Genomic DNA, 17,289 nt, shown 5'->3' on the forward strand with positions numbered 1-17,289 from the left:
TTACTCAAAGGAATATTTTGGGGCAATAGGGGGCTTATATCATAAATTTGCATCCCAAGTAGATCAGGATCATTCCGCCAATCACCTCTCCATAGGTGCCAATCCATCCTCCCATGAATCTTCCCAGTACCAGCCCGGTCCCGGTCATGGCAAAGCTGAACAAACCAAACAACAACAAGGTCAACCATATATCCGCATCGAACAGCCCCAGACTGAGGCCAGCCGACAAAGAATCTAAACTTACGCTGAGCGAAAAAAGCAGGATACTTCCCCATGAGGAGATGCGAGAGCGCTCATCCTCTTCCTCGCCCCTGATCACATGCCACAGCATAGATAGGCCCAAAAAGCACAACATTCCGCCACCCACCATGACTGCGACATCTTTCATCACTTTGCCCAGCAACTGCCCAATCGCCATGCCGATGAGCGGCATCAACACATGAAAAAAACCGACGGATGCGCTCAACTTGGAAATGGTACCAACCGCGGGCCGTTTCATGCCCATGCCGACGCCAAATGAAAACGCATCTGTCCCCATCGCAAGGGCGATCATGGAGAGGGTGAACAGTTGCCCCCATTCCACAGTCGTCAGCGGCATATCCGCACCTCCCGTCCAAGTCCTCGTCTCATGGTATGCCCTCGTCCAAGAAAAAAGAACTGTCGAGATGACGGACTCAACGCACCTCCAACGACCGTGGCCTTTGCCCCTTAAGAATTGACAAAAAGCCAGACGGCTCAACCATCTGGCTTTTACTTGCACAAATCGAGTGTTTTCCCTGCCGCCGCTTTGGCCAAGCGGTTCATTACGGACCGGTATATCCCCTCCTCAGGGAAAGTCTCGGCGAAGATCACATCTACCTGCTGCTCATCAAACTCCCGCAATGCATGGTACAATCCGCGAGCCACACTGAGCGGGTCCCGGCGCCATCCACAGCGAACAATCACATCCGCCGTAACAAGGTCGCTGTGTTCCTCGGTCACCAACAGCCCCACCCGGTACCCTTGATCCTGCTGACGGCTGATTTCACGTTGTAGCGCCTCTTTCACTTCAGCCCAAGGCTCCCGCACCAACCACACGTCCCCTTCCGGTGCATAATGGCGATATTTCATCCCTGGGGAGCGCGGAGACTCATCGTCACGAACCAAGCCGGGGTCCACCTCCACTGTGCCGACTGCCGCTTGCAACTGCTCCAACGTCACCCCACCCGGGCGCAACAGGACAGGCACTTCCCCAGTCACATCGACAACCGTTGACTCCAAGCCGTACCCGGTCGCACCTCCGTCAAGAATCAGGGCTACTTTTCCCCGCAGGTCATCCCACACATGCAGAGCTTCCGTGGGGCTGGGGCGCCCTGAGCGGTTGGCACTGGGAGCCGCAACGGGAATTCCCGTTTCCAACAGCAACGCCTGAGCAAGTGGATGATCCGGCACCCGCACTGCAACAGTGGGCAAACCGGCAGTCACATTGGACGCCAAGTTGCCTCTGTGTCGAAAGACCATCGTCAGCGGGCCGGGCCAAAACCGGCGGGCCAATTCAGCAGCGATGGGCGGAACGGATTCCACCCAGTCACCCACCTGCTCCACCGCTCCCAAGTGAATGATAAGCGGATTGTCTGAGGGGCGCCCTTTGGCTTTGTAAATGCCGGACACCGCATCCGCGGAGGTAGCGATCGCTCCCAATCCGTAAACCGTTTCTGTTGGAAAAGCGACCAATCCCCCTCGCTTGAGGATGTTGGCCGCCTCCTGAATCTCTACCCTACCGCGCAATTCCGCGATTCCCTTTCCCTCATCAACAACCACCCGGCTCAAGCGTGTCTCTATCCATTCCACAATCCATTCTCCTTTTCCTCATCCGCTGTCACATCTGTCCACCTATCTTAACACAATAGAGAAAAGAATTCAGACACCAGCCGTCATTGCTGATGGGAAGGGACGCAGCAGAACACCATTGCCGTTCCTTGGTTCCGGGACCGTTCCACATGTTCAGATTCCCGGATATCCACCGGCAATTCGTCAAATGCAATTTCCGAAAAACCCAATTGGGTGAAAAATTCCTGGGAAGCGCCCGCTAACAGGTACACATGCGACAAGCGCAGTTTGCTCGCATAGGACAGAAGGATTTGGATCATGTTCATGCCCACTTTGGTGTTCCACGGCGCCCGCTCCAACACAAACGAACGCAACAACCCATACTGTCCGTGGACCTCTATGCCTACCGCCCCGGCCAATTGCGGTGTCTCTCCCTCATCCGCGGGCATTTCCACCACAAAAAAATGATCGATATGCTCATCAATTCCTTTATCATTGAGTCCGGCTTCCCTCAACAATTTGCGCACTTGAAAGACGTCTCGCTCAATGGCCCGTCGTATCACGAACATACAACCTTGCCCCCTGTCTCGCTTGTCCTACAATATGACGGTATGACAGGGAGCAAACGCGTAGAACAAAAATCAGTAAGCAAAGCGCTCTATGCAGGGATATCTTCTTTCTACGCTTATTTTTTCAACAGCTTATCCAACAGGAAAAACCGCACTTGGATTTTCTCTTCTTTGGGTTGTGCTGGCTGGGTCGGTTCTAGCGAGGCGGACAACGACTCCGGGGGTGGCTCCACCGCGTCACCGTTGCTCATGTCGATAAAGCATAAAGGCGGAAACAGCACACACCACCAATTTTCCCCTTCTCCTCGCCCGATTGTTACGCGCAACGCTTCATAATTGCCAGCCGGATATATCTTTTCTCCATACAGCTTGGTCGGGAACGGTACGCGCCCAAAATCAACTTTAACCGGATAATCAAATCCATGTCGGGCGACAGTGTGTTCGGCCAATGCCTGAAAACGGGGCAGACGGGATCGAATCAACTGCCGAGCTTCTTCGATGTCGTCCGGTTGCTCAGCCCAAGTCTCAATCTCTTTTACCAGTTCATCCCGTACTTTGCGCTTCAACCACTGATCTTGCAACTGGTCGCTGTTAGCCAAAATGCGTAACCGTATCGCTTGTTCCGGAATCCCCTTTTCCGGATGATCCGGCGCCTTACGACCGGAGACCACTGCGGACGATTCCGCACGAACAAAAGAACACAAGATAAAACCGCTCAACAAAAATAAAAAAATAGTCCGTTTGCACATCTAAAATCCTCCCCCTTGTCCTTACCCAAAGTATGGACAGGGGGACAACCCGTTTATACATGTTTTTGTAATTTTCACCCTACTGTAGAACGCCACCCGACGACGATGCGATCTAGTCCAGCCAAATCTTGTTTTACCGTCACTTCTTGGCAGACACTGGCCAAAAGCTCTGCCACTGCGCGCCCCTGGTCGGCCCCGATCTCAAAGCAGATCAGCTTCGGACCCGCTTTCACCGAAGCGAGGGCGCTCACCATCCGACGATAGGGTGAGAGGCCATCTTCGCCACCGTCCAAGGCAAGGTACGGTTCAAAGTCGCGCACTTGCCGCTCCAGCTCATAAACCGTCTGAGACGGAATATACGGCGGATTAGAGACGAGAATATCGATATCGGATAGTCCTGCCCCCAGCGGCGCCAATAAGTCGCCCTGAAGCCAGCAGATTTGCTCTCTGACCCCATACCTTTTAGCATTCATCTGCGCCACTTCCAGCGCAGAGACAGATAAGTCGATCGCCGTCAATTGCCATTGCGGCTTCTCCAGCGCCAAGGTCACTGCGATCGCGCCACTGCCCGTCCCCACATCAACCACGCGTAACTCATCCTCGGCAAAGCGCCGCTCGGCCTCATCAATCACCGCTTCAATCAGCAATTCGGTTTCCGGCCGGGGGATAAGCACAGCCGGACTAACCTGGAACACCCTTCCGTAAAACTCCTGGTCACCCACAATGTATTGCAACGGCTCCCCGGACGCCCGCCGCCTGAGCCATTCCTCCAGCTTTGTTGCCAAGTCCGTCGGAAACGGGTCAGACAAACGCATGAAGAATTGTGTTCGATCCAAGCCTACCAGGCGCCGAATCAGCAATTCCGCCTCAAAATTTGCATTTTCTTCTGCCCCGTTGTCCTGCAAAAAAGAAGAAGCCCGGCGATAGGCTTCTCTCAGCGTATATTCCCTATGCATCCCACCGACTCCTTTGGTTCACTCGCTCACTGCGCCTCTTTGCTGAGCAGTTTCGTCTGTTCATGCAAAATCAGGGAATCGATCACTTCCTGCAAGTCACCATCCAAAATCAAATCTAGCTTGTGCAGGGTCAAGCCGATGCGGTGATCCGTCACTCTGCTTTGCGGGTAGTTGTACGTGCGAATCCGCTCACTCCGGTCCCCGGTTCCAACCGCACTACGACGAGCGTCGGCCAGCTTGGCGTTCTCTTCCTGTTGCTTGAGGTCGTACAGCCGAGCCCGCAATACCCGCATCGCTTTTTCCTTGTTGCTGTTCTGCGATTTCTCATCTTGGCAGGATACGACGATGCCCGTCGGAATATGCGTGATCCGCACTGCCGATTGTGTGGTGTTCACGCTTTGGCCACCTGGGCCGCTCGAACAGAAGGTGTCAATCCGCAAATCTTTATCGTGGATTTCGATTTCCACCTCTTCCGCTTCCGGCAACACCGCCACCGTTGCCGTGGAGGTGTGAATCCGACCGCCTGATTCCGTTTCCGGCACGCGCTGCACACGGTGGGCGCCGCTTTCATACTTCAACCGGCTGTAAGCGCCACGTCCCTGGATCGAGAAGACCACTTCCTTAAATCCGCCCAATCCCGTCGCATTGGCTTCCAACAGCTCCACTTTCCAACCTTGGCGTTCGGCGTAACGGGTGTACATCCGGTACAAGTTTGCCGCAAACAACGCCGCCTCTTCTCCGCCGGCCGCACCACGGATCTCGACAATGACGTTTTTCTCGTCGTTGGGGTCCTTTGGCAACAGGAGGATCTTGATCCGTTCTTCCAACGCTTCTTTGCTCGCCGTCAATTCTTCGATCTCCGCCTTCACCAATTCGCGCATCTCATCATCCAGCTTTTCTTCCAACATCGCCTTTGCGTCGCGCAATTGTTCAACCACATTTTTATATTCCAGATACGCTTGATTTTTCTCTTCCAATCCCGATTGTTCCTTGGAATATTCCCGCAATTTCTTGCTATCGCTGATAACTTCGGGATCGCATAGCAAGCGGCTCAGTTCTTCATATCGCTGATGAATCGCCTCTAAACGATCTAACACAGTTCTCACTCCCACATATCATAAAATCGCCGACCCGTTGGAATTTGGATGCGCTTTCCCACCCAACGCCAACGCCCATGCAAATCCGACTCTATAAACACGTTATTTGATTGTACCACATCCCGCACCTTTTTTGGAAGAAACCAAAGACACCGTTCCAATGATAATGTTATGATGATAGAAAATGACAGAAAAATTAAAGGGAGAACACTGATACATGTACGAAGCACTTTCTGCAATCATTGAAAACCTGACCGTGTTTGGCCCGATCATCATCTTGTTCTATTTGGTCAATCTCGCCGAGCGTTCGCGCACACCAGAGCATCCGCGCGAAGGAAAAGAGTTCGCCTTGGTTCTTTATATGTTGATGGCTCTCAGTTTTGCCATCGTTTTTTTGCTTGGCCTCATCGCCCACTTCCAAGGCGAGCAGCTGGCACATACCCTCCAAGGCATTTATTCTGAACGCCTCATCAATCACTTTGCTGGCCAGCACGCAGCCATCGGAATGAGCTTGTGGATTCCGTCCTTGATAGGCATGCTTGTCTTCATCCCGTCGTTGCGCCGGTTCTTGGCCGGAAAGCTCCTGCCGATCGACCCTGCTCATCGTGTACATACGATGGCGCTATCTTTCAGCATGGTGGTCTGGGTCCAACTCTTCGTCACCGTTGCCATTGGACTCGGCCTGATCAATGACGCCACCGCGCCAAATGTGGCCGCGTCCTATACGTTTGCCTCCATCTGGTCGCAAAACATATTATTCGCCTTACTCGCCTTTATCGGAACAGGGTGGTTGACCCGCCGCGATGGGAAAGAAGTGCTGGAGCGCCTTGGTATGCGCCCTCTCACATTGAAACAAGTCCTTGCCGGGATCGGCATTGGCGCTGCGCTCACCCTGTTTCCAGCCTTGATAACATGGGTGGAAACCCTACTTGGTCCAATCGTAGACCAAAATGCAAACGATCTGACCACCAAGTTGCTGGGTCCCTTGTTCGATTCCATTCCCGGTGTGCTCACACTCGGATTGGCGGCCGCTTTGGGTGAAGAACTCATCTTCCGCGGAGCACTTTTGCCCCGCTTTGGCATCGTCTACACCAGCGTATTGTTCGCTTTGGTACACACTAACTACGGGCTCAGCCTGTCCACCCTGATGATTTTCTTCGTGGCGCTGGTGTTGGCGTATGCTCGCCTACGCGTCAACACTACGTTGAGCATGGTCATCCATGCAACCTACAACATCACCCTCGGCCTGCTCTATATGCTGGCTGGATAAGGGCCAAACGGCAAAAAATCTCAACACGCGCATGGCTGTGTTGAGATTTTTTTATTCAGCGGACAACCAGTTCATGGCAATGGCGACAGCGCGCTTCATACTGCTCAGAAGCCCCCACTTGGATGACGGGATCATTTACGGCGGCGGGCCGGCCATCAATCAAACGTTGGGTCCGGTTGGCCGGAGCCCCGCATTTCACACAGATCGCTTGCAACTTAGTCACATACTCGGCAACGGAAAGCAAGAGGGGGGTAGGGCCAAATGGCTTTCCGCGGAAGTCCTGATCCAGTCCCGCACAGATTACGCGTTTCCCTTGATCGGCCAAATCCTGGCAGACTTCTACAATCTCCGGTTCAAAAAATTGCACTTCGTCGATAGCCACCACATCTACTTCCGATGTGATCAGCGACATGAGTTCCGTTGCGCTGCTAACCGGATGGGCATCGGCAATCAAACCATTGTGTGAAGCAATCGCTTCAGTGTGATAGCGGTCATCGATGGCCGGCTTAAATGCCATCACCTGCAACTTGGCGATTTTGGCGCGTCGAATCCGGCGGATCAACTCTTCACTCTTCCCGGAAAACATCCCACCGCAGATAATCTCGATCCAGCCCTGGCGCTTGATGTAAAGCCGTTCGCTTTTCACTATCGTTCCTCCCATCCGTATTCGTTACAAATTGTCATTTTAACCGATCTTGACGAAAACGGATAGTTACAAGTTTTCCCGCACAAAAAAATCCAGGATGTCCCTGGATCAACTTTCTACGCAACAAAAAAGGCAAGCTTCCAACGATCGGCTTGCCTGGCAGGTTTTAACGCCAACAATCTCATTATTTGAGGTTGTATTTCTTTTTGAAACGGTCTACGCGACCACCCGCGTTTACCATTTTTTGTTTACCGGTAAAGAAAGGATGGCACTCGGAGCAAACGTCCACTCTCAAGTTCTCAACGGTAGATCCGGTTTCAAATGTATTTCCACATGCACAGGTAACAGTCGTCAATTTGTATGCCGGATGAACTCCTGCTTTCATGCTTTTCACCTCTTTTCCTAGCCATTCCATCTGTGACTCACTCCCCGCAAAATGCAGAGAAGTTATTCGCACGATTTCTAGAAAATCACTGCAACATTATAGCATGGTTAACAGCAGGAAGCAAGGCGATGTCTGTCCACAAAAAATAAATGAATGCCAATTATCTCAATAGCCGCAATGGGTTAATCGCTTTATCTCCTTTGCGCACTTCAAAGTGCAAGTGATACCCGGTTGCCCTGCCGGTCATCCCCATAAAGCCCAAAACCTGCCCCGTCGCGACCTGCTCGCCTTTGCTAACTGTAATCCGGCTCAAGTGCGCATAGTACGTGACCCAGCCTCCGCCATGATCCACGACCACTAAATTCCCATATCCGTTCACATACCCCGCTTGGACAACCTGTCCACTAAGCGCTGCGTGAATCTCCGCCTTTTCTTTCGCCGGGCTCCAGATATCGATTCCTTTATGTTGCCGCCCATTACGCCAACCAAAATTGCTGGTGACCTGACCGGCTACAGGCCAACGAAAGATAAACTCCCCGCTCGATTGCCGCGTTGGTGTTGTCGCCAATCGCGCCGCATTTCCGCGTTTTTCCTTGACCTTCTTCGGCGGGAGGGCCATCCGCACCGGAACGGCGATCAATTGGCCAATATATGTCAGTTCGGTGTTGGCCAGTTCCGGGTTGAGATAACGGATCAGCTCCGGCACTGTCTTAAACTCTTTGGCCAACCGCGCGACGGAATCGCTCTGTTTAAGGCGAATCCATTTTTTGGTCAGCGGAATCGTCAGCTTTTGCCCTACACGCAATTGGTCGGGATCGGGTAACCGATTGACTTGGGCAATCTCTTGATAATCCAAGCCAAATAGCTGGCCGATCTCCATCAGGGTGTCTCCTTGCTTCACCTCGTAAACCAATGGCTTTGTCTCCACCCTGGCGGCCAGATTTCCTTCGGCCACAGCCATGACCGGATTGAGATATTGAAAGATCGCTTCCTCGGCTATCTGTTTCTGCTCAGGTTCCCCATCCGCTCCCTCCAGCATCTCCGCGGAGACAACCGGATGTCTGTCTGTACCGAACATCCATGAGGCCGATGTGGTAACAGCGAGGGAAGAAGCCAACAATGCGCGTTTGGAAGACATGTCAGCACCTCACAAAAAGATGAAAGTGTCGGGTATACATTCACCCGGTTTCATCTTATGTGAGGCACTCGCTCGATATGTCAGTAAAATGTACCGCTCATGATACGGGAGTGGTTTGGCGGGGGGATTTCAACTCAAGGGAGTCTAAGAATTCCTCATTGGTTTTGGCTTGTTTCAGCCGTTTGACAAGCGCCTCCGTGGAATCCGGCGCATCGTTAAGCGATTTCCTCAGCGCCCACAATTTTTCCAACTCCGTCTTGCTCAAGAGCAAATCTTCGCGGCGCGTGCCGGATCTACGAATGTCGATCGCAGGAAAGATGCGGCGTTCTGCCAACTTGCGATCCAAATGCAATTCCAGATTGCCTGTCCCTTTGAACTCTTCATAGATGACATCATCCATCCGGGAACCAGTCTCGACTAAAGCCGTCGCCAAAATTGTCAAACTTCCGCCTTCCTCCACATTGCGGGCAGCTCCAAAGAACCGCTTGGGACGATGGAGCGCAGCGGGATCAATCCCCCCGGACAATGTGCGCCCGCTCGGCGGGATAACCAAATTGTAAGCGCGGGCCAACCGTGTGACACTATCCAGCAAAATCACGACATCTTTTTTGTGCTCTACCAGCCGTTGCGCCCGTTCTAACACCAACTCAGCCACTTTGATATGGTTTTCGGGCAACTCATCAAACGTGGAGCTCACCACTTCCGCTTTGACGGAGCGTTGCATGTCAGTCACTTCTTCGGGCCGCTCATCAATCAGCAACACAAATAGCTCGATATCAGGATAATTCTCTGTAATGCTGTTAGCGATTTCTTTGAGCAACATCGTTTTCCCTGCTTTGGGCTGGGCTACGATCAAACCGCGTTGCCCCAATCCCACCGGGGCGATCAAGTCCATCATTCGCGTCGATATCCGCTCCGGCGTCGTCTCCAATACCAAGCGTTGCTCTGGATAAAGAGGCGTCAACGCCGCAAAGTGCAGTCGCTCGGCGGCGACATTCGGATCTTCGCCATTAACCGCCTCCACATGCAACAAACCAAAATAACGCTCATTTTCCTTCGGCGGACGCACTTTTCCCGATACCAAGTCGCCTGAGCGCAGGTCAAAGCGACGGATCTGGGAAGCGGAAATATAAATGTCTTCCGACGAGGGCAGGAAGTTGATCGGCCGCAAAAAACCGTACCCTTCCGGCAGTACATCGAGCACGCCTTCCATGAACATCAACCCGTCTTGCTCCGCCTTTGCTTTTAATATCGCGAAAATCAGTTCTTTCTTTTTCAGCTGTGAATAATAAGGAATTTGATATTCTTTTGCCAGTTTGTACAAGTCGACCAACCGGCGATTCTCCAATTCGCTCAAGGTGAGCTCCATGGGTACCATCACCACTCGATTCTAGTTTCATCCCTCCTCCGCCAAACAGAGAGGAAGAAGGGTATTATAAAACAAGGTTTGGTTTTTTCTCAAGTCGATGGGTACCTTCCATAAAACGCACGGTTCCTGTTTTGGCGCGCATTACAACGGAATGCGTTTTCGCCAAGTTCCCTTGATAACGGACACCTTTCAACAATTCGCCATCAGTCACCCCAGTCGCCGCAAAGATGGCATCGTCGCCTTTGACGAGATCGTCCATGCGCAACACTTTGTTTGGATCGGAAATGCCCATCTTCAGGCAACGCTGAACTTGTTCCTCGTTTTCCGGCATCAGGCGCCCGAGAATCTCCCCACCCAAGCACTTAAGAGCTACAGCTGCCAACACACCTTCCGGGGCTCCACCAGAGCCAAATAGAATGTCCACGCCCGTATCTGGGAAGCCCGTATGAATGGCCGCTGCCACATCTCCGTCTGGAATCAGCTTAATCCGTGCTCCGGCGTTCCGTATTTCCTCGATCAGTTTGGCATGGCGCGGACGATCCAGCACCACGGCAACCAAATCATCCATGTCTTTGCCCGCCGCGCGTGCCACCGCTTTCAAGTTGTCAACCACAGGTGCATCAAGATCAACCAAACCAACGGCTTTCGGCCCTACCGCGATTTTGTCCATGTACATGTCAGGCGCATGCAACAAACACCCACGATCAGCCACCGCAACGACGGAGAGAGCATTCCACAACCCTTTGGCTACAATGTTCGTTCCTTCAAGCGGATCTACAGCGACATCCAATTCCGGCATGTACCCCAAACCGAGACGCTCCCCGATATACAACATGGGCGCTTCATCCATCTCCCCTTCACCGATGACAACCGTGCCGCGCATCGGAATGGTGTCAAACACCTTGCGCATCGCTTCCGTGGCCGCCCCGTCAGCTTCATCTTTCTTCCCGAATCCCATCCACCGCGCTGAAGCGATCGCCGCTGCTTCTGTTACGCGAACCAATTCCATTGTCAAACTTCGTTCCATCATTGCCATGTGTAATCCCCTCGCATCTTCATTTAGTATGTCACATGTATAGGATTAGAGTATCACATTTTACCCGACAGGTCATACTCCATCCACGGCCTATCCGTGCATATGTAGGCTGGGTTGCGAGTTGGTTCGGTTGTCACAAACAAGGTTCCACCGTATGAAAACAATAAGTGGCAAAAGAAAGAAAAAAGACAGGATGAAGGATGGTTTCTCCCTGTGACAATCAAACGCACGGCATGCAACCCACGTGGCAGATACACGCTGAAAAGGGAAAATGGCAATGATTGACAGCGGCGCACCCGCGTCAACTTCGATTGAGAGGAGATAGTTCGCAGGAGAACGATGGAACAATTCAGAATGAAGGGCAGGTTGTATGGAGACAGACGGAAAACAAAACATTCTCTCCAGTAACCGGTAACGTTTTATTCTTTCAACAGTACCCCCAACTACTTTACTTTAGCAGAAAAAAGAAGAGAGATGTTGATGAACATTTGTTTCACTTGTGAATCTACAGTGTACACAAAACATCTTCGCCTTGCATGCGCGAAATCCTTTTCCAAGAAAAACATGTTTCTTTTTTCAATTCAACCCATCTTTAACCATGGTATGCCCAATCGCCCCCCTATCCAAACACCCCATGGAAGCCCCGGAGCGATTGGGCTGACTTTTAAGCGCGCCAAAGACGGCCGCTCTGGGCAGAAGTGGCCGCAAGCGGGAATCCCTTTCCCGCCTTCCGCATGCTCATTTGCCCTTCTTCATCGCGCTTTTCCAGTCGGCTTCAAACTTTTCAATCCCTTGATCCGTCAGGGGATGGCGAACGATCTGCTCCAGCACTTTGTAAGGCACTGTCGCAATATGGCTGCCAGCCAGAGCCGCCTGGGTCACATGCATAGGGTGACGAATGCTGGCCGCAATGATTTCGGTGTCGATGCGATGCGTATCAAAAATCGCGGATACTTGTTCAATCAACTGCATGCCGTCTTGACTGATATCATCCAAGCGTCCCACAAACGGACTTACAAACGTAGCCCCGGCACGTGCTGCCATCAACGCTTGGTTGGCGGAAAAAATAAGCGTGACATTGGTTTTGATGCCTTTCTTAGAGAAATGGTGAACCGCCTTCAACCCTTCAATGGTCATGGGGATCTTGATGGTGATCTTTTCAGAAAGGCGAGCGAGTTTCTCCCCCTCCTCAATCATGCCCCGGGCCTCGCGGCTCATCACTTCGGCGCTCACCGGCCCATCCACAATGGTCAAGATTTCGGACAGCACTTCTTCAAATACACGGCCGGACTTGGCTACCAAGCTGGGATTGGTCGTCACCCCGGCCAATAATCCCCATTCGTTCACTTGGCGAATCTCATCTACGATGGCGGTATCCAAGAAAAACTTCATGTCTCCATCCCCTTCGTTAACAACTGAATGATTGGGCAAAAGCCCGGGCCAACTGTATCTGGCCCAGGGCGAAATTAAGCTTTGCCGGAGCTTCCAAACAGGCGCATTTTGCCTTTAACCACTTCTTTAATCGCTTCACGGGACGGTCCCAAGTATTTGCGCGGATCGATCATGTCCGGATTTTTGTCAAGCAGTTCCCGGATCACTTGCACTTGGGCTACTTGGTTTTCCGTGTTCACATTGATTTTGCCCACACCGAGGGAAACGGCCTTCTTGATCGATTCATCCGGTACACCCGAACCGCCGTGCAACACGATGGGCGCATCGATGTTTTTGGCCACTTTCTCGATGATGTCGTAACGGATTTTTGGCTCGCCTTTGTACATACCGTGAGCTGTACCAACAGCAATCGCCATCGCGTCTACGCGGGTTTCTTCCCAGAAGCGGATGGCTTGTTCCGGATTGGCCAGGGTCGCATCCTCTTCTGCCACATCCAGATCGTCTTCCACTCCTCCGATGGTACCCAATTCCCCTTCTACAGAAACACCGACGGCATGGGCGGCTTCGACCACTTTTTTGGTCAAACGGATATTTTCTTCAAATGGATAGTGTGATCCGTCAAACATTACGGAGGAGAAACCAGCCCGGATACACTTCATAACCATCTCAAAGCTGCTGCCGTGGTCAAGGTGCAATGCAATCGGCAGTCCGGATTCCTCAGCAGCCACTTTCGCCAGGGCGACAATGTTGTTCAACCCAACATAACGAATGGCGCCTTCACTTGCACCGAAAATAAGCGGAGAGCGCTCCTCTTTGGCAGCCTCAGTGATCGCCTGGAAATATTCCAGGTTGTTCACGTTAAACTGCCCCACCGCAAATCCTTCTTTTTTTGCTTGAGGTAAAAAATGATTCATTGATACAAGCGGCATGTGAAAGCCTCCTTCAAATAGATAAACTTATTGTGTCATTTCGACATTATAACACTACGAATTCGAATTGGGTAATCGCATCAATAAAAGTTATTGCGGGTGAGGTGTAAGATCTGCCGCGCTTCTTGCGGTGTGGCGACTGGTCTTCCCAATTCCGTTGCCAGCCGGACGACCCGTTCCACCAATTGGGTATTGGTGGCCAGCTCCCCTTTTCTGTAATAAATATTATCCTCCAAACCCACGCGGACATGCCCGCCCCACAGGATGCCAAGTGTTGCCATCGGCAATTGCGCGCGACCCACTCCGGCTACGCTCCATGTCGCTCCTTCCGGCAACTGGCGCATCAAGTGCAGCAGGTTTTCCGGCGTCGCGGGGATGGCCCCAGGCACACCCATCACAAAATCGAAGTGGAGATGCCCTGTAAAAAAGCCGCGTTCTACCAAACGAAGCGCATTAGCCACCATGCCCACATCAAAAATTTCAAACTCGGGCCGGACGCCGTATCGCTCAAACTCCTCCGCAAACAATTGAAGTTGCTCCGGCGAATTCATAAATACCTCATTCCCAAAATTGACCGTGCCCGTGGTGAGCGTAGCCATCTCAGGCCGAAGCGACAATGGTTGCAACCTCTCTTTCGACGACATGCCCACTGCCCCACCAGTGGATACTTGGATGATGGCATCTGTATGCCGTTCGATTCCCTCTATCACTTCACGGTAAATCTCTTTATCTTGTGTTGGCCGTCCCTCCGCATCCCGCACATGCAGGTGAATGATCGAGGCGCCGGCCTGGCATGCTTCCACCGCCGCCTGCACAATCTCATCCGGTGTCACCGGCAAATGAGGCGTATCCTCTTTGGTCACTTCTGCTCCGACCAAAGCCGCTGTGATGACTAACTTTTTCATGATGTATCCCCCTCCCAACACAAAAAAACCAGCCTATCGTCCTTTTGGTACCACACACGTGCCGGAAGCACGGGCAACCAAAAGAGGCTGTTCAAGTACGCGTGCTGCGTACGGACGGGCAGGATCTGTTCCTGCTTCAATCACCTTGTACGCCTCAAATATCATTTTCCGACTGGTATTGCCGACTTTCTCCAAACGGCCAACCGCTTCAACAAAGTCGCCTGCATACAGCGGCGCCAGAAATTCAACCATATCGTAAGCCACAAACAACCCTTCATCCCCATCATGCCTGATTAATATCTCCGTGGCCGCATCGCCAAACAGCGACATGATTTTGGCACCATCCACCAAATTTCCGCCATAGTGCGCGTCCGCTTGGCTGAGGCGCAAGCGGATCTTCGATTCAATCATGCTGTCTCCCTCTCTCCGCATTGAATTCATGAAGCCAAATGACGGATTACTTCTGAACGCAATTCTTCAATGTCAAACGGTTTGGTGAAATGGGTCAGCGCTCCAAGACGGCTCGCCTCCGCCACCATATCCAACTCTCCATACGCCGTCATCATGATCACTTTAGCCTTGGCATCAAACTTGCGCAATCGGCGCAACAACTCCAATCCATCCATTCCTGGCATTTTCATGTCCAGCAGGATGAGGTCTGGCTTTTCCATCTGAATAATCTCCAATGCTTGCTTGCCGTTGGACGCTTGATAGAAGAGGATTTGATCTTTTGAAAACACTTCTTTCAACAGCAGGCGGATGCCATATTGGTCGTCGACCACCAACACTTTTTTATTATTCATGCGCGACGATCCCCTCCCTTCAGCTCGGCTTTTCTCTAACTGGATTTTATGCGGGCGTTTTTTGCGGTGCTAACCCGTTTACTCATTTGCTTCACACGTGACAAGGCACTTACATGAAAAAGGTTTTTCCGCGATTTGTCAGACACGCCCTGGGTCTATTAGTTTATCTTAGTGAATATGTATGACTATTATTTTTTATCTGCAACGCTATTTCCTGCAAAGAAGCAAAAAAACATGAAAATCGGTTTCAATCATTTCGGTTTTCTATCAAATCTGGAACATGTTACTCTATTCATAGTTGGCAAGCGTGCTGACGGCATCGCTCGAGCCGCACCCTTGGCACTGACAAAGGAGGAAAGCCATGCAATTTACCTATCAAATTCAATTTAACGCACCCATTGAAGAGGTTTTTCATTGGCTGGTGGACCCTCAAAAACAACAAGAGTGGAAAACCGAGCTACTGGAGACCAAATGGCTGGAGCTTTACAATCCGGAGAATCCGGTTGGCATTCGGTTCACCCAAACCGTGCGCCAAGGCAAAAACACCTTGGAGCTTGATGGGGAAGTGATCGAATATTATCGTCCGAACATATATGGGGTGAAAATAAATAAAGGTTCTCTCTCTGAAGAAATCATTTATCGACTGGAACCTCTGACATCCAAGCAATGCCGACTACACTTCAAGTGCACAGTCCAATCCCGGACAGCGGTGTCAAAACCAAAGGAATGGTTTGCCTTCCTGCCTTCCCGCTTTCATCATGTCAAACAGTTGCAACGTCTAAAGCAACAAATAGAACAATAAGTCAACCTCCTACATCCACCGCCGAACGCAGGCAACGGTCCCCAAGTACTGAACGGCGACACCCCTGCGCCTTCACCCATACCCGTTGCCGAAGTTCGGCTTTTGCATCCCCGCTGGCCCAAGCACCACGCCAACCAGCTTCCCCTATGTGACCTTCATCCGCCTCTTTTAAATCTTACGCGCGATTTATCATTTTTCATGACAATAAACCTCTTTATTGTCATTATCTTGTCATCACTAAACGACTCAGAATGTATTATGATTGAGTAGATATCATTTCCCAAAGACATTCCCTCTTTCCTATAAAAACCACCTGTTATCATCACATATAAAATTAGATATAAAGGACGATGGGCATGAAGTTGTGTAAACGCAAAAACATTTTACGACTTTCACTATTCGCTGCCTTCTCCATTCTTACCCTGTCCTTGTTGGGCTGTTCTTTGGTGTCCATCGTGTCCGCAGAAAACAAGCCACAAAAAATCTTGGACACCAGCACGCCAAAACCAAAACCAGTCGCTATCTATTTTGTACCACACGCAGATGACGAATTGCTCTCCATGGGAGCAGACATTGTCAACCACCAACGCATGGGTTATGACATCCAGATGGTATTGGCAAGCCCCGGTGAGCATAGTGGAGCCCGGTTCGTGGTCAACGGCTTCCGGGAAATGTGGGAAGGGAAAAAGAAGGTGAAGCATCCCGTCTTCTGCCATTGGCACAACACGTATCACAGTGCTGATGAACTAAGAGATCCAGATCATTATTTGGATACAAAAGAGTTTGGCGATGCGAGAATCCGCGAATTTTATGAAGTTGCCCGCCGCTTGGGCGTCCCTAAAGAAAACACCCACACCTATGAATTAGTCAACGGCAAATTTACCGAAGAAGGGCTTCGTGCCATTTACGATGAATTCATCGCCCGGTATCCGCATGCGATTTTCCGCACCATGAGTCCATACGATTATCACCCCGATCATGCCATGATGGGCAAAGTGCTTATGAAGTATGAAAAAGAAGGGAAAATCGATCCCACGGATACGGCTTATTTTCTATCCATTTATAAAACTCGGTTCACCAAGTACGGCAAGTTGCCTGTTGAGTTGATAAAGGTAGGACCGATGGGAAAAGAAGAAACAAAGCGTCTGCAACATGCTGCGGAAGTGTATAGCCTGTGGGAGCCGCTGAAAGGGTGGCTGGCGCTGGGTTACCATAGCGTTCCACAACAATTCGACTCTTACTTTAGAGATAAATCAATGATCATGCATTATTGATCTACGAGGGTCTCCTACAGAGGGGGACTCTTTTTTCTTGCACGCAAGAATCTGAGAACCGAAAGCGGGTGTATCACCGTCTTCACGGTCTTTTCACTGCTAAACGGACGAGCGTATTTACATTCGGGCCGCTATTCCCATTTTCCTTAAAATGGATTAT

Annotated in this window: 19 protein-coding genes; 3 read left to right on the top strand and 16 right to left on the bottom strand. The window is 51.2% G+C overall.

The genetic code is table 11. The features are described 5' to 3' along the window. Window positions 1-34: 34 nt before the first annotated feature. From NYR52_RS15955 to prfA, 6 genes are all read right to left on the bottom strand, one after another. Window positions 35-598 carry a manganese efflux pump MntP gene (locus tag NYR52_RS15955; protein WP_259436023.1) on the bottom strand — a complete coding sequence of 188 codons (564 nt, stop codon included), beginning with the start codon at window positions 596-598 and terminating at the stop codon, window positions 35-37. Window positions 599-750: 152 nt separating this feature from the next. Then, a complete protein-coding gene (locus NYR52_RS15960) occupies window positions 751-1,809 on the bottom strand; it encodes an L-threonylcarbamoyladenylate synthase (protein WP_132222050.1) in 1,059 nt (352 codons plus the stop codon). A 104-nt stretch (window positions 1,810-1,913) separates the two neighbouring features. After that, entirely contained in the window at window positions 1,914-2,378 is a 465-nt protein-coding gene (locus NYR52_RS15965; RefSeq protein WP_259436024.1) for a GNAT family N-acetyltransferase, read from the bottom strand. Window positions 2,379-2,494: 116 nt separating this feature from the next. Continuing rightward, window positions 2,495-3,127: a stage II sporulation protein R gene (gene spoIIR, locus NYR52_RS15970; RefSeq protein WP_132221743.1), complete on the bottom strand. Its 633-nt coding sequence runs from the start codon at window positions 3,125-3,127 to the stop codon at window positions 2,495-2,497. A gap of 74 nt (window positions 3,128-3,201) precedes the next feature. After that, a complete protein-coding gene (gene prmC, locus NYR52_RS15975; protein ID WP_132221745.1) occupies window positions 3,202-4,083 on the bottom strand; it encodes a peptide chain release factor N(5)-glutamine methyltransferase in 882 nt (293 codons plus the stop codon). A gap of 26 nt (window positions 4,084-4,109) precedes the next feature. Beyond that, window positions 4,110-5,180, bottom strand: coding sequence for a peptide chain release factor 1 (gene prfA, locus NYR52_RS15980; RefSeq protein ID WP_132221747.1), 1,071 nt, complete (start codon window positions 5,178-5,180; stop codon window positions 4,110-4,112). A gap of 217 nt (window positions 5,181-5,397) precedes the next feature. On the opposite strand from prfA, the gene NYR52_RS15985 reads away from it, so the two are divergent. Then, window positions 5,398-6,450, top strand: a complete 1,053-nt coding sequence (locus NYR52_RS15985; protein ID WP_259436025.1) for a CPBP family intramembrane glutamic endopeptidase — start codon at window positions 5,398-5,400, stop codon at window positions 6,448-6,450. A gap of 55 nt (window positions 6,451-6,505) precedes the next feature. On the opposite strand, the gene NYR52_RS15990 is transcribed toward NYR52_RS15985, so the two are convergent. The 10 genes from NYR52_RS15990 to NYR52_RS16035 form a co-directional block, all read right to left on the bottom strand. Beyond that, entirely contained in the window at window positions 6,506-7,111 is a 606-nt protein-coding gene (locus tag NYR52_RS15990) for a thymidine kinase (RefSeq protein WP_375163164.1), read from the bottom strand. Window positions 7,112-7,280: 169 nt separating this feature from the next. Next, window positions 7,281-7,481: a 50S ribosomal protein L31 gene (gene rpmE / locus NYR52_RS15995; RefSeq protein ID WP_029071962.1), complete on the bottom strand. Its 201-nt coding sequence runs from the start codon at window positions 7,479-7,481 to the stop codon at window positions 7,281-7,283. A 160-nt stretch (window positions 7,482-7,641) separates the two neighbouring features. Continuing rightward, on the bottom strand, window positions 7,642-8,619 hold the full coding sequence (locus NYR52_RS16000; RefSeq protein WP_132221751.1) for a peptidoglycan DD-metalloendopeptidase family protein: 978 nt from the start codon (window positions 8,617-8,619) through the stop codon (window positions 7,642-7,644). A gap of 97 nt (window positions 8,620-8,716) precedes the next feature. Then, a complete protein-coding gene (gene rho / locus NYR52_RS16005) occupies window positions 8,717-9,988 on the bottom strand; it encodes a transcription termination factor Rho (protein WP_022737364.1) in 1,272 nt (423 codons plus the stop codon). A gap of 64 nt (window positions 9,989-10,052) precedes the next feature. Beyond that, window positions 10,053-11,015 (bottom strand): class II fructose-bisphosphatase, encoded by a 963-nt coding sequence (gene glpX / locus NYR52_RS16010; RefSeq protein WP_132222054.1) that lies wholly within the window; start codon window positions 11,013-11,015, stop codon window positions 10,053-10,055. Between the two features lie 747 nt (window positions 11,016-11,762). Next, entirely contained in the window at window positions 11,763-12,416 is a 654-nt protein-coding gene (gene fsa, locus NYR52_RS16015; RefSeq protein WP_132221753.1) for a fructose-6-phosphate aldolase, read from the bottom strand. 74 nt (window positions 12,417-12,490) lie between these two features. Further along, on the bottom strand, window positions 12,491-13,345 hold the full coding sequence (gene fba / locus NYR52_RS16020) for a class II fructose-1,6-bisphosphate aldolase (protein WP_022737361.1): 855 nt from the start codon (window positions 13,343-13,345) through the stop codon (window positions 12,491-12,493). A gap of 80 nt (window positions 13,346-13,425) precedes the next feature. Further along, the gene (gene kce / locus NYR52_RS16025; protein ID WP_022737360.1) at window positions 13,426-14,250 is read right to left on the bottom strand and encodes a 3-keto-5-aminohexanoate cleavage enzyme; all 825 of its coding nucleotides are present in this window, start codon (window positions 14,248-14,250) and stop codon (window positions 13,426-13,428) included. Between the two features lie 33 nt (window positions 14,251-14,283). Then, window positions 14,284-14,661: a 3-aminobutyryl-CoA ammonia lyase gene (gene kal, locus NYR52_RS16030; protein ID WP_022737359.1), complete on the bottom strand. Its 378-nt coding sequence runs from the start codon at window positions 14,659-14,661 to the stop codon at window positions 14,284-14,286. Between the two features lie 26 nt (window positions 14,662-14,687). Beyond that, window positions 14,688-15,053, bottom strand: coding sequence for a response regulator (locus tag NYR52_RS16035; protein ID WP_132221755.1), 366 nt, complete (start codon window positions 15,051-15,053; stop codon window positions 14,688-14,690). Between the two features lie 361 nt (window positions 15,054-15,414). Between NYR52_RS16035 and NYR52_RS16040 the strand changes: the two genes are divergently transcribed. Further along, entirely contained in the window at window positions 15,415-15,855 is a 441-nt protein-coding gene (locus NYR52_RS16040) for an SRPBCC family protein (RefSeq protein WP_132221757.1), read from the top strand. Between the two features lie 356 nt (window positions 15,856-16,211). Next, window positions 16,212-17,129, top strand: a complete 918-nt coding sequence (locus NYR52_RS16045; protein WP_158283319.1) for a PIG-L deacetylase family protein — start codon at window positions 16,212-16,214, stop codon at window positions 17,127-17,129. The last annotated feature ends 160 nt before the right edge of the window (window positions 17,130-17,289 follow it).

This window comes from Laceyella sacchari, from assembly GCF_024927925.1.
GTDB classification, from domain to species: Bacteria; Bacillota; Bacilli; order Thermoactinomycetales; family Thermoactinomycetaceae; genus Laceyella; species Laceyella sacchari.